Source organism: Herbaspirillum sp. WGmk3 (genome assembly GCF_023952535.1).
GTDB classification, from domain to species: Bacteria; Pseudomonadota; Gammaproteobacteria; order Burkholderiales; family Burkholderiaceae_D; genus Herbaspirillum; species Herbaspirillum huttiense.
Window position 1 is genome coordinate 1 of sequence record NZ_JAKYWT010000004.1, and the last position, 12,701, is coordinate 12,701.

At 50.1% G+C, this 12,701-nt stretch carries 18 protein-coding genes; 1 reads left to right on the top strand and 17 read right to left on the bottom strand.

The genetic code is table 11. From position 1 onward, the window contains the following. Positions 1-54: 54 nt before the first annotated feature. The 13 genes from MKD49_RS15690 to MKD49_RS15750 form a co-directional block, all read right to left on the bottom strand. Positions 55-306 carry a hypothetical protein gene (locus MKD49_RS15690; RefSeq protein WP_252696766.1) on the bottom strand — a complete coding sequence of 84 codons (252 nt, stop codon included), beginning with the start codon at positions 304-306 and terminating at the stop codon, positions 55-57. 198 nt (positions 307-504) lie between these two features. After that, a complete protein-coding gene (gene cdiI, locus MKD49_RS15695; protein ID WP_252696767.1) occupies positions 505-840 on the bottom strand; it encodes a ribonuclease toxin immunity protein CdiI in 336 nt (111 codons plus the stop codon). 97 nt (positions 841-937) lie between these two features. Continuing rightward, a complete protein-coding gene (locus MKD49_RS15700; protein WP_121038970.1) occupies positions 938-1,357 on the bottom strand; it encodes an SMI1/KNR4 family protein in 420 nt (139 codons plus the stop codon). A 210-nt stretch (positions 1,358-1,567) separates the two neighbouring features. Beyond that, positions 1,568-2,212 carry a hypothetical protein gene (locus MKD49_RS15705; protein WP_252696768.1) on the bottom strand — a complete coding sequence of 215 codons (645 nt, stop codon included), beginning with the start codon at positions 2,210-2,212 and terminating at the stop codon, positions 1,568-1,570. 88 nt (positions 2,213-2,300) lie between these two features. After that, positions 2,301-2,540 carry a hypothetical protein gene (locus MKD49_RS15710; RefSeq protein WP_252696769.1) on the bottom strand — a complete coding sequence of 80 codons (240 nt, stop codon included), beginning with the start codon at positions 2,538-2,540 and terminating at the stop codon, positions 2,301-2,303. Between the two features lie 306 nt (positions 2,541-2,846). Beyond that, positions 2,847-3,395: a hypothetical protein gene (locus MKD49_RS15715; protein WP_252696770.1), complete on the bottom strand. Its 549-nt coding sequence runs from the start codon at positions 3,393-3,395 to the stop codon at positions 2,847-2,849. 510 nt (positions 3,396-3,905) lie between these two features. Beyond that, positions 3,906-4,439: a hypothetical protein gene (locus tag MKD49_RS15720; RefSeq protein ID WP_252696771.1), complete on the bottom strand. Its 534-nt coding sequence runs from the start codon at positions 4,437-4,439 to the stop codon at positions 3,906-3,908. 64 nt (positions 4,440-4,503) lie between these two features. Beyond that, complete coding sequence (locus MKD49_RS15725) at positions 4,504-4,818, bottom strand: hypothetical protein (protein WP_252696772.1); 315 nt, start codon at positions 4,816-4,818, stop codon at positions 4,504-4,506. Positions 4,819-5,071: 253 nt separating this feature from the next. Next, complete coding sequence (locus MKD49_RS15730) at positions 5,072-5,488, bottom strand: hypothetical protein (protein WP_252696773.1); 417 nt, start codon at positions 5,486-5,488, stop codon at positions 5,072-5,074. Positions 5,489-6,153: 665 nt separating this feature from the next. Further along, positions 6,154-6,540, bottom strand: coding sequence for a hypothetical protein (locus MKD49_RS15735; RefSeq protein ID WP_252696774.1), 387 nt, complete (start codon positions 6,538-6,540; stop codon positions 6,154-6,156). A 217-nt stretch (positions 6,541-6,757) separates the two neighbouring features. Then, on the bottom strand, positions 6,758-7,039 hold the full coding sequence (locus MKD49_RS15740; protein ID WP_252696775.1) for a hypothetical protein: 282 nt from the start codon (positions 7,037-7,039) through the stop codon (positions 6,758-6,760). 193 nt (positions 7,040-7,232) lie between these two features. Continuing rightward, positions 7,233-8,015: an Imm49 family immunity protein gene (locus MKD49_RS15745; protein ID WP_252696776.1), complete on the bottom strand. Its 783-nt coding sequence runs from the start codon at positions 8,013-8,015 to the stop codon at positions 7,233-7,235. 4 nt (positions 8,016-8,019) lie between these two features. After that, positions 8,020-8,652, bottom strand: a complete 633-nt coding sequence (locus tag MKD49_RS15750; RefSeq protein WP_252696777.1) for a hemagglutinin repeat-containing protein — start codon at positions 8,650-8,652, stop codon at positions 8,020-8,022. Between the two features lie 419 nt (positions 8,653-9,071). Between MKD49_RS15750 and MKD49_RS15755 the strand changes: the two genes are divergently transcribed. Then, entirely contained in the window at positions 9,072-9,338 is a 267-nt protein-coding gene (locus tag MKD49_RS15755; protein ID WP_371925477.1) for a transposase, read from the top strand. Between the two features lie 122 nt (positions 9,339-9,460). Here MKD49_RS15755 and MKD49_RS15760 read toward each other — a convergent pair whose 3' ends face one another. From MKD49_RS15760 to MKD49_RS15775, 4 genes are all read right to left on the bottom strand, one after another. After that, a complete protein-coding gene (locus MKD49_RS15760; protein ID WP_252696779.1) occupies positions 9,461-9,883 on the bottom strand; it encodes a hypothetical protein in 423 nt (140 codons plus the stop codon). 79 nt (positions 9,884-9,962) lie between these two features. Beyond that, positions 9,963-10,550, bottom strand: coding sequence for a hemagglutinin repeat-containing protein (locus MKD49_RS15765; protein WP_371925487.1), 588 nt, complete (start codon positions 10,548-10,550; stop codon positions 9,963-9,965). Then, positions 10,551-11,650 (bottom strand): IS3 family transposase gene (locus MKD49_RS15770; RefSeq protein WP_252696781.1). Its coding sequence is split into 2 segments (ribosomal slippage): positions 10,551-11,398 and positions 11,398-11,650, totalling 1,101 coding nucleotides; the frame shifts between segments, so codons are not numbered across the junction. It abuts the gene before it with no gap. 59 nt (positions 11,651-11,709) lie between these two features. Beyond that, positions 11,710-12,681 (bottom strand): hemagglutinin repeat-containing protein, encoded by a 972-nt coding sequence (locus tag MKD49_RS15775; protein ID WP_252696782.1) that lies wholly within the window; start codon positions 12,679-12,681, stop codon positions 11,710-11,712. Positions 12,682-12,701: the final 20 nt, after the last annotated feature.

The following is a 12,701-nucleotide window of genomic DNA, read 5'->3' on the forward strand; positions in this document are numbered from 1 at the left end:
GATTGTGGTCTAAACATGGGTCAACTTAGGGTGCAAATTTCCTGGATAAGTGGGTCAGTTTTCAGTGCAATTCAACATGGCCTGAGAAAGAAGGTTGTTGTCGTCATAGTCTTCAATATGGAGCGAGTTCACAAAACACTCGTAGCCCGTGCAATCCTGAAAACTGGACTTCGTGACATTCGTGGCTGTCGGCAGAAGCGCCGCTAAAAAATAGCACCCCTCTCTGACATCAAATCCGCGATCCACAATTGAACGCAGTGCTGGCTTGAGTGATGTTACGGTTACATCATCCAACAGCTTGGTCATTGCCAAATTGCTTTTCATTTACTAGCTCTAAGGTACTTATTCAGTCCATTTTTGAATTGCTGCGGTAGAACTTGGGGCGGTCTGCACAGGCACCAGCACCTCCTCCATGCCGCCGTCGGCCAGCGCGACGTCCTGCTTAGCGCTGTTTCAGGCACCCCGTAAGATGCAAGCGCGGCTGGGTTGCAATTTGCTTCCCGCTCAACCTCGAAGAATAGAAGTCACTTCGTCTTTCTCTTCCGGATGCAGTTGCATATATCTTTCGCAGGCTCGCCCGAGAAATTCAGCGAACTCCTCATCTGTTAGCTGTATTTCGTCGTCGCCTATACCAATTTTTACACCTGAAAAATGGTACTCGGGATCTGGATCATTTAAATCTGAGAAGAAGCAATAATCGTAGTTGACTGCGCACCCTCTTCTATCAACTATCAGGCGTAACGCCCACAAGAACCTTTCTTGAGATTGGAGTGAATTAAAAAATTCCTTAACGATCCATGTCGGACCAATTTTAGTGTTTACGTTTTCGAATATATCCATAGCACATTTTTATTGAGGATTGACCTTAGTCTCTCCCCTCCTCAATTTTGTACAAGACCGATGAGTCGACTGAAAATACATCGTCTCTATACCAAGTTCAGTTTCCACCAATCCACACATCGATTATCCAATCCGCAAGCGTTGGCCAGCTCTCCGAACTCACTCCATCTCCGCTCCAGAATCTGATGTTGCCCGTTTGATCCAAACAGTAATAATCACCGTTATCCTCGCATACGGGCAGCCATTTGAAAGGAACGCCCAATCGCCTCGCAACCTTAATCGCTTGCAGCAAGTCTCCCCTGCTATTGATATCTCGGGAAAGAACTAACGGCTCAATATTTCCAAAATAAATGGTACTCGCGTTCTTTAAAAAATAACGATATTCGTCACCAAAGGTAATTTCCATTTGCGACTCATAGCTATCAATCAATTCGTCATCAGGTGCCGGCAATCTAATCCGCTCACCTGCTGATGCGTTTATCAGAGCACCTACGGCCTCGATCAATTTACTTTGCATTTCAACTCACTCCTGCTGAACCTGACCGGCGGTACTCGTCGCTCCAGGTGTAGCTCTTGAGGTAGCTTCACCAATTGTGTTTCCAAAAGAAAGACCACTTGATCTGCTGACACAAAAGCGCCGCTCACAATGCATTGGGAAAGATCATTCGACGAACAAATTCGTGATGTCACGTCATTTCTTTGGTATTCGTTTGAGCATTCACCCCACCTAAATACCAGAGGATTGAATGCTATTTAAATTGGCTCCGATATCCTCCATATATGCGGACTTGGAAATAACGGTTAGCTCCATTATCTCTTGATCTGGATGGTCCTCCAGATCACCGTATCCGGCGACTTCCAGCCCACCGTACTTTTCATCCGTGTAGAAACATTCTTCCGCTTCATCGTATTGCAACCTCGTGTAAGGCAATAGATCCTTCACAAGGTCACCTAAACCAATATTTTCAATTAGCTTTCCTCGATAAATATGCTTCGGCTTCTGATCTTTTTTTAACCTTTCGAAGTGCCAGACCTTAATTGCATGGATCCTATTTTCTCGGATAATTATTGCCAACGCTCTTGGATTAGCTCCAGCATGATGAGGAGTATCGAAATACAGGCTCCAATTTGTCATGCCTCTATCATGAACATTGAATAGAAAAGTTTCGTCATCATTTAATTTAGCTGAGTGCTTCAGCTGAAGTAGAGGCGCGGAATCAAATTGATATAGATTTTCTTCGCGATCCACTAAATAGAAGCAAAGCGATTTCCTAAATTCTTCCACATGCAGGCCGATCGGGATCCCTGCTAAAGAACAAGAAGGAACAATCGGTGCGTTCCACGAAATGATGGCATTTGACAGAGAGTTCAATTTTTTCCAACCCCGATTTCATCTTCAAATCAAAGAACTGCAATGGCCCAGCCCAACCGGTTCACCTTAACCAGCAGCCTTTTCTTGCTTATATCGTTGTCACATCCAACTCGGTCCATCGCGGTTCCAAACCAATTCCTTCCATGTGATTTCCAAAGTCAGTGAACTCTGCCTCACTGATTTCACTAGCGAAAAACCAGGCAGCCTCACATTCCTGGCAAACGAAAATTAAGCTACCTGTTTTACGAATCGTTGCCTTCGCAATTTCACCTTGCTTACATCTTGGATAGAACATCACCGTCAAATATTCACCGATCAGGCAGTTCAATATTTACGCTCCCATCTTTGAAAATCAGAATACGAATTCCATAACGCCAAATATCAAAATAGCGATCAAACGCACAATGCCCCCCCGGAAGGTCCATCGCAGACCCTAAGCTGCGCGTGCCGACGAACTGCGGATCGGTCTGCACCAGGAAGCGCTGCGCCGGACCCGCAATGATGCGGAAGAGCGCATTGTTGGAAAGCGTCAGGTCGAGATTGGCAATGTGGATGCCAGCGCGCCCCCTTGCCTATCTACTTTCCGTACCGTCTTAACTCAAAAATCTTTAGATTTGCTTACAGCTTTCCAATATCATTTTTTATCGCTGTCGGCCCTCATTTCTTGCAGTGACTGATTAATCTCTATCCCACTAATTGATTCATCAGTTTCCTCATAGCCGATAGGCACGGCGTAGTCGTATTCAATCTCGAACGTGCCATCCGTAAACAGTGTGAATTCCATTCCCCATATCCGCTGCCCAGTCATTTCAACCAACCTATCACGCAAAAAAAGAAACGCATCACTTGAGTCCAATGCGATATTCAATGGTGGAAATCGATCATCAGTTATTTTTTTCTCTCCTGCTATTCTCGTGTAACTCACTTGTGTAGAGCTATGCCATATAGAAACACTGGCTTTTGCGCATGACCATTCGTCTTCTTGTACAAACCAAAGAATTCCGTTAGCAATCTGGGAGTATGCATCCTCTAATAAAACCATCCTTACCTCACTCTCACTGGTTGAAGCGCTGTTGATGTCACGACCCGCACTCGCCACCAGCGTATTGCGCGCATCAATGGTTCCGCCGATGTTGTTGATGTCCTGGGCGGCCGCCAGCGGATGCGAAATTACCGTGCACAAGATCCTTAATCATGGAACTGGATTTCCAAAATAAACGAACAGAGTGTTTGGGATTGCAGACGTTGGCACTACTACACTGGTGCATCCATGTTTACGCGGGATTCTGCCAGTCCAACTACGCGTAGCGAAATCTGTCGACTAGGTCCTGCGCCACTGGTCGGCGTAATGTCCATCTGCAGGTTGGTGACGATGTCCTGCGACTGATACGGCGCATCGTCGTAGCGGCGGTCGTCGGCCGGCCTGATCCTCATTCAAAATAGTTGAGCTATTTTTTTGCGCAAAACCAGGGATTACAAAAATAGAATTTTCATTCGACTAGTAGGATTTACCGTTTATATCTCGAATTCATACCGCTCAATTCTTTACATCTTCGAGTACAGGTCGAGAAATTGGAATTACTTACAAAGAGAATTTTAAAATTTAACATTCCTCAAAATTACCACCTAAAAACTTATTGAAAATATCGAATATAAATCAATTTTCTATGGAAAATGGTGATCTGAAGAAGCGCTAATTTTCAAATAAATCACGTATTGAAACCGGGGGAATAGAATTCATTCTTCTCCCCTTTATCTTGGAAATCCAATATCGAACTCCAGTTTCAAAATCATCCAAACCATTCGCGCGAACATCCTTTCGAATGAGGTCGAAATATATGTTTATATCTCCATCGAATTTAACGTAATCAACTCCTTTTGCGCCAGAAGAAACAGTCACACCTGCCTCAAAATCACATGTACTTAGTAAGTAATTAGCCAAAAAAATAGCATGATCAATTCGCCTTTCAGAAGATTTATCGAGGAAATTATCGTTCTCGTCGTACGAAACCAACCCTATTAAATCATTCAAAAAGAATAAATCTTCTTCTCCGATTAGGTAGAAATCACTTATGACCCTTATCCAATATTCTCTTTCGGACATATTAACTTCCTTAGTTTCTTTGTATGTCTTCCCGCGTCCCGGAGCGGGCTGAACATCAATTGTCATTCCTCCCGTGGTTGAGCCATTTATGAGGCCGATCCGTGTTCCGTATTCACGAAGCATCGAAATGCCGTTGTACCCCGGCCGCGTGGCATCCTTAGCCCTTGCCGTGATCTTATTGTATTAGTCAGTGGGCATTGTTGCCCGCCAGCGAAACACTCTGCCGCCCCGCAATCGTGCCGACACTGTTGACGATATCCTGCGCCGCCTGGAAGGCCACATCATTGCCCGCGATCAGCGTGCCCTGCCCGGTCACCTGCACATTGGAGGCATGGATGTACACCTGCGGCACCAGCACTTCCTGCGTGCTGCCATCGGCCAGCGTCACGGTCTGCTTGACCAGCCAGACGATGTCCGTCTTCAGTTCCGCAATCTGCGCATCGGTCAGCGCCACGCCCAGCGTGTAGCGCTGCGATTGCGACACCTGCACGCCCGCGTTCATCAAGGCCTGGTATTGCGCCTCATTGCTGCTGTAGCCGGCCAGATACCGTTGGCCAGCTGCGCGTGCCCACGAACTGCGGATCGGTCTGCACCAGGAAGCGCTGCGCTGGACCCGCGTTGATGCGGAAGAGCGCATTGTTGGGCAGCGTCAGGTCGAGGTTGGCTATGCCGATGCTGGCCGCGCCCGCCGTGGCAATGCCTTCTGCGCCGCCTTAGATCAAAGATTTTTAAGACGCGCTTTCAGCCTTGCATTATCAGTTTTTATCGCTGTCGGGTCTCAATTCTTGCAGTGACTGATTAATCTCTTCACCACTGATAGTCTCATCACTTTCCTCATAGTCGGACGGTTTCGAATAGTCGAATTCGATGTCAAATTTTCCATCCGAGAACAACGTAAAAGTAAGCCCCCAGATACGATGACCAGTATTTTCAAGCATTACATCACGAATATAAATTGATGCATCCAATCCATTCCAAATTGCGTCGTCATCAGCTTCGAAGCCACCACTTTCATGAACTTCCCCTTTGTATTCAAAGCACTGATCACCTCTCGCCATATTTTGAAATATAGCCATCTTGCACCTGGCCATATCCCAAGCTCGTGATCCGACAAAGGCCTGCAAATATATGGCAAGTGCCCTGTACGCTTCCTCTAAGCTCTCAAATTTCATTGCAATACCTTATTGTTGAAATCTAAATGGCACAGACTTTGCATCAATCTTTGCCCGTACCGTAAATTCATTCAGCCTTATTGAAGACACGTCATATTTGACATCAATACTAATATCGACGCTCTTTCCAGGGGCGTCGAGAATTCCGGGCATAAAAAACCCGCTGACGTATCAGCGGGTTTTTCATTGTGGCGGAGGGGGGAAGCCTAATCCTCTTCGCAAATCACCATCGGCTGGCGATTTATCGTTTCAAAAATTTCCAAATACTGTCACTGATACTGTCAAAAATATTTCCTTCCCTCTAATCGCGCATCTTCGTATCGCTATTACTCTAGCCGTCTAGACAAAGGTCATTCCCGTCTTCGTTGGCATGAAAGGAGCAATCTAGGCGGGGCCTAATCTAGCTGGCCAATCCGCGTTCGTTGCGATCGATTAGGCAGGTCTGCCGAGATCGCCGTTGCGGAGGAAGAGCTTGCCCGACGCGGCGAGGTTGCCAATGCTGTTGTCGAGCACGCCGCTGGCTGTGCATACGTCAGTCCACGCGGCAAAGTGATTCAGATTTGGGCAATTTGCAGCAACTGAGCCGAATAAGACGTGGACGTCCGACTTCACTTATGTCTGAACTGGCGAAATCTGGTTGTGCGTCGCTGTCGTACTAGCCTGACTCAATCTATGTGAAACTCAAACTCAGTAGCAACAACCTCCCATTCAACCCAAGCTAAAGGATTTTGCAAAATTCCTTCGAAAATGAACGTCGTTCCGCGCTGCAAATCAGGTCTTTCGTCAATATCAATTACTATGCGCTCCTCTTGGAAGCCTTGTGGATGCTTAGGATCACCAATGTATTCCGTCACACTTCGGATTGACTTTGTAACATACTTAAAAATCATGTTACCAGACAGCAAACGAGAGACTTCGGTATCTATTGGATAGCCCTTTATTGGAATCAGTCCTGTCGCATAACTCTTCATTGTTCGTCCCTCAAATACAGGAGCGCCGAGATTACTTTCAGTGAAGTGAAGATCTTCAAAATGCCCGACAACGCGTCGCATCAATTCTCTCCAGTTTTCTGCAAGACGGTCGACTTAACTTTCCCAGGTGGAATAGCGCCGCCGTCGGTATAACGGAATACCTTCCCTTGAAACTCGGGCAATAACGGCCCTGCGGGCTGGATCACCTTTAATCCGAGTGATTCAAGTACATCCGCACTTGGCAACTTACCAAATTTGTTCATAGGGGTCGAGTTTATTGTAAGCGTACCACCAGGCTTCAATGAGTTTGCTGCTTCAGGTAGCCAATCCATGATTCCTGAACCGCCTGGAAGGCCACATCATTGCCCGCGATCAGCGTGCCCTGCCCGGTCACCTGCACATTGGCGGCATGGATGTACACCTGCGGCACCAGCACTTCCTGCGTGCTGCCATCGGCCAGCGTCACGGTCTGCTTGACCAGCCAGACAATGTCCGTCTTCAGTTCCGCAATCTGCGCATCGGTCAGCGCCACGCCCAGCGTATAGCGCTGCGATTGCGCCACCCGCACGCCCGCGTTCATCAAGGCCTGGTATTGCGCTTCATTGCTGCTGTATCCGCCCAGATACCGTTGGCCAGCTGCGCGTGCCCACGAACTGCGGATCGGTCTGCACCAGGAAGCGCTGCGCCGGGCCCTCGTTGATACGAAAGAACATTGAATTGACGCTATCGTGTAACCACAAGCAGCCAACAACAGCATTTAACAAAGGATGTATTTAATCCTTGCTCAGGAGATCATATCCTTTTTCATATGTATCGAGCGGAGCGATAGAAAGCCATTCCCGCGGCACCAGATGAGAATCAACGCTGATTTCATAGCCGTGCATCCAAGCAATTTTTGCGTAAATTACAGCCGGAGTGAAAATCAAATCCTCGGTAAATCCGCTCTCATCAATAGTGCGTCCATTAACTACCTTGGGCGATAGAATGACCTTAAGTGCTTCCTCCATTCGTCTTTTATCGCCCTTCGACAGCGCCAGATGAAAGTGATGATCGACCAAATACTTTTTTTCTGAGGATGCTGGTGGATTTTCTAAAACTCGCTCTGACCGCTCTTTTAACCTCGCCCAATCTCCGCGCAAGGCAACGATACTTTGATATGCCCAGAAATCACGAGTTTTTGTATTTTCGATTCTCTTGAGATCATAAGCCTCATCAAATCCAGCAAACCAATCAATGAGCAGTTTGTTGTCCGATATCAGAGGCTTGAGTAGCGCAAGCACTTTGCCGCCGGCCCCAAGCTTATTCACCTCTCTTGAATATCGCTTTTTGTCTATTTCGGCAGCAATCGAGAGATACTTCTTTGTCAGACTTAAGTCCCGTTCTTTAAACCACGCAAGAATCGCCGTAGCCAACGCCTGGCTGGACAATCCGAGCATACAGGCTATCGGATCGCCCAGATCGTTCTCAATGTTGAAGATCAAACGTTGCAGGTCTTCACCAATACGCAGATGGCTTTCGATATGTTCCAGTCGCTTCAATTGAGCATCTTGCTTCATGTCGTTATTTCACCCTGATCATCATTACGTTACCAGTATTCCTGTCCACGCCAATAACGCCCTTCACTAAGGTCCCGTTATCTAACGCCTCCATTACGGCCTTGTAGGCCGGCATTAAATTATCAGTACGACTGCTGTCATTGGCCCAACTGGTCTGCTGCCGGAAGTTCTCGTTGACCGTCCCCAGGCTGACGTTGCGGCCTGCGGCCAGGGTGATGTCCTTGCCGCTGACACTGGCAACCAGGCTGATGTTGGTGCCGCTGGTCACCGCATTGGCGGTGCTGACGCTGGTGCTGTTGACGTTGATGTCGCGTCCGGCAGCCAGCGTGACGCTGTTGCTGCCGTCGATGGCGCCGCCCAGGTTGTTGATGTCCTGCGCAGCCGCCACCGTCACGTCACTGCCGCTGATGCGCCCGCCCAGGTTTTGCACATTGTTGCCCGCCAGAGAAACGCTCTGGCGCCCCGCAATCGTGCCGCCACTGTTGACGATATCCTGCGCCGCCTGAAAGGCCACGTCATTGCCCACAATCAGCGTGCCTTGTCCGGTCACCTGCACATTGGAGGCATGGATATAGACCTGCGGCACCAGCACTTCCTGCGTGCTGCCATCGGCCAGCGTCACGGTCTGCTTGACCAACCAGACAACTCTGCCTATACCTTATAGATCTGGAGATTGATCCTTGTCGCCCAAGTAGCTCTGCTTCGCTCTTTTGTACGAGCTATCGAATGGCTTTAAACCTAATGTCTTAGCTCGACTTGAGTAACCTCCTAATGCCAAAAAAACTAAGCCTATCGATATCAAAATTATAGAATCGCTATATCTCAAACCGGTGAACACCATCCCTCCTCCTAACAATATAAAAATGCTCCTTAGTAGGAGGGAAAAATTTCCGTTATTGAAAATAATCTTTGCCAGTTTCATTTTCCGTCTCCGCTCTTTAGAGAACTTGCCCAATCAGACGCTTTGACACTTTCACCGATTTCAGTAGCTACTGGTCCGAACATCTTGTGGGGCGCGTGACGGCGCCGTTCTTGCCGAGGTCCGACAATGGGCTAGTGTTCACCAGCCGTAGTTACACAGCGTTGGTCCGTAGTTACGGGCTGCAGCAGGAGTTCATCACGCCGCATTGCCCGCAGCAGAATGGCATGGTCGAACGCGTCATCAGAACCCTGAAGGAGCAGTGCGCTCATCGACATCGCTTCGAAACATTGCAGCACGCCAGTCTCATCATTGGTGACTGGATTGGCTTCTATAACCACCGCCGGCCGCATCAGGCGCTGGGCATGAAGACACCAGCTGAGGCGTTTGCTTTAGCTGCTTGAGGTGAGCAGGTTTCGCTGGGTCATTACCTTTGCTTCCATAAATGCCGTTGGCACTAGCAACCTGGTTGATGTTGGCGCCGCTGGTGACCGCATTGGCGGTGGCCACCGTATTTGAAACGATATCAACAGAACTTATGCACGGGATCATCTTTTTCCAAAATATGAAGCTCAAAACTTCTCGCTTCTATTTCAATAGAAACGTAAGCTTCAAATCCATATAGTCCCCCAGCAAGATGGTATGTGCTTACGCCATCTTGGATATCCCCACTGTAACGAGTAGTAATTGGGTCGTGCCACATTGGGTCCCCTCCCTGCATTTCATATTGATTTACAACAAAATCAAAACTCTTAATTCCATTAAATACAAGCAAACAATGCCCCGCATATCCCTCATCATTTTTTCGCATAAATAATTGGCTCATCTCCAAACCAACATCCAATCCATGACTAACATAGATCTTTGCTACCGAACCATCAAAAAGGTGGGCTCCATATTCACACTCAGCAGCGCCAATGGCATCCCAGCAGTTTTCGATCACTTTCATTTCTAGACTCCCTTCTTCACGAAAACAATTGTTCGCATCGTTTTTATCTGGATTGGCCGTCCCTCAGTCGTGAAAAATTTCATTCCCTATATTCTGGCAGAATCGGTTCTTTGTATTTGATGGTTAAGCCCATTGCATCCAGTTCTGCCTGAGTCGGCATATTCGAAAAATATTTATTCGCGATATTTCCATTGACAACTATTTCGCCTCCACGCTGGGTGATACGGGCTGCTTCAGGCAGATAATCCATCATTGAAAAGGTGCCTCCCGCTGTTTTCGGGATATATGGGTTATTTGCTACGACTTTGGCCTGACTTCCGATCGAAATATTCGGCATGTTCGTAGCATTTTTAGCAACAGCAGTAGGGTCAGTTGGCCCAACCCAAAAGCCCGCCCCCATCAAGCCGCTCTTGGTCTCCTGCCGGAAGTTGCGCTGTGTGCTGCTGTCCGTTGCGGCCACGATGTTCACGTTATTGCCCGCTGCCAGCGCCGTGCCCTGTGTGGATACCACATCGCTGCCGGTGATGTTCACATCATTGCCCGCACGTACCGCCACGGTGTTGCCCGAGAAAGTGCTGCCCACGTTTCGGCTGTAGCTGCTGGAATCATCCGTCTTGACCGACGTGGCCGTGAGCAGGCCTGACCTGCGTCGGTAATTTGTAGCCAGTCAGGCAGTGAGTCGGTTGTCGATCATATTCGATTCCAGCCAGGCTCGACGGACCGTAGCTGGAGGTTGGTACTGATGTGCGCTATGCGGCCTGCGCTCGTTGTAGAACTGACGCCATCTTTCAATCAGCACTTTTGCCTCTGCCCGACTGCGGAACCACTCCCGGTTAAGCAGTTCGTCACGCAGCTTGCCATTGAAGCTTTCCACGAATCCGTTCTGCCATGGACTGCCTGGCGCAATGAAGGCGGGACCAACGGAGGCATCCCGCAGCCAGCGCATGACCTTGGCCGCTGTGAACTCGGCGCCGTTGTCCGACCGAACGTAGGCCGGCTTTCCATGTAACCGCATCAATCGGGAGAGCGTCAGGATGACATCCTGGGAGCGCAAACTGGCAGCAACTTCGATGGCCAGGCATTCCCGGGTGTATTCATCGATCACGCACAGCATCTTCAATGAGCGTCCATCCACCATCTGGTCATGAACAAAGTCGTAGCTCCAGACTGAATTAGGCTTGGTTGCTCCAGGTAGCCGAATGTCGTTGCCGCATCGACGCCTGCGAGGCCGCTTTCGTGGAATGCCCAGTTTGAGCGCGTTCCAGAGCCGTCGCACTCGGGACTCGCCCAAGGCCAGCCAGGCAGACATACGTCGATAGCCGAATCGAGGGACCTCTTGCGATGCCGCGATCAGCTGCTGCGTCAGGCTTCGATCCTTTTCAGGTTGTAGCAACTGATAACCTGCTACCCGCCGGCTCAGCTCCAGATAGCGACATGCCTTGCGTTGCGACAGCCCCCGACGAGTAAGGACTTCCAGCGCTTCGCGCCGGCCCGCGGAGGTCATCATTTTTTTCGGCTTAACTCCTTCAAGCCATCAATCACCAGCAGCTGCTCCGCCACCATGCGTTTGAGCTTGTCATTCTCGGATTCAAGCTCTCTGAGCCGCCGGGCATCCGAGACATCCATACCGCCAAACTTGTTTCTCCAGCGGTAAAAGGTCTGCTCAGTAATGTTGTGGCGCTTGCACAGATCTACCGTCGCAATCTCCTTGCTCTCTGCTTCTCGCAAGATGCTGATGATCTGTTCGTCCGTAACTCGCTTCTTCATTGAGTTCTCCTTGGCGTTAGCATAAAGAACTCACTTAGCCGGTGGCTACAAAATTCGTCTCAGGTCAGGCCACCCGAGCTGTGCTGGTGCTCATCTCTTGCACTGCCGGATTCGTTGGCCGTCTCGATGCGCACATCACGCCCGGCCGTTGCACTGAGCGCGCCCTCGGCCACGATCTGCGTGCCTTTGGTCACCAAGTCCTGACCGGCGCGGATGCTGATGTTGTTGCCGCTGACTTGCGTGCTCACATCCTTGCTGCCGGTCAGCGTGGCGCGGTTCACGCCGCTCTCGCTGATACCGTGCGCACCGTTGGACTGGTCCACCAGATTCGGGCCTGTCAACGTGCCGACCCAGTTGGAAGCGCCGCTGTCATTGGCCCAGCTGATCTGCTGCCGGAAGTTCTCGTTGACCGTTCCCAGGCTGACGTTGCGGCCTGCGGCCAGATTCACGTCGCCCGTTCCGGCGACTACGGCTGCATTGGCCGTGACGTCACGGCCTGCGGCCAAGGTGATGTCCTTGCCGCTGACACTGGCAACCTGGTTGATGTTGGTGCCGCTGGTTACCGCATTGGCGGTGCTCACGCTGGTGCTGTTGACGTTGATGTCGCGTCCGGCAGCCAGCGTGACGCTGTTGCTGCCGTCGATGGCGCCGCCCAGGTTGTTGATGTCCTGCGCCGCCCCCACCGTCACGTCACTGCCGCTGATGCGCCCGCCCAGGTTCTGCACATTGTTGCCCGCCAGCGAAACGCTCTGCCGCCCCTCAATCGTGCCGCCGCTGTTGACGATATCCTGCGCCGCCTGGAAGGCCACATCATTGCCCGCGATCAGCGTGCCCTGCCCGGTCACCTGCACATTGGAGGCATGGATGTACACCTGCGGCACCAGCACTTCCTGCGTGCTGCCATCGGCCAGCGTCACGGTCTGCTTGACCAGCCAGACGATGTCCGTCTTCAGTTCCGCAATCTGCGCATCGGTCAGCGCCACGCCCAGCGTATAGCGCTGCGATTGCGCCACCTGCACGCCCGCGTTCATCAAGGCCTGGATTGCGCTTC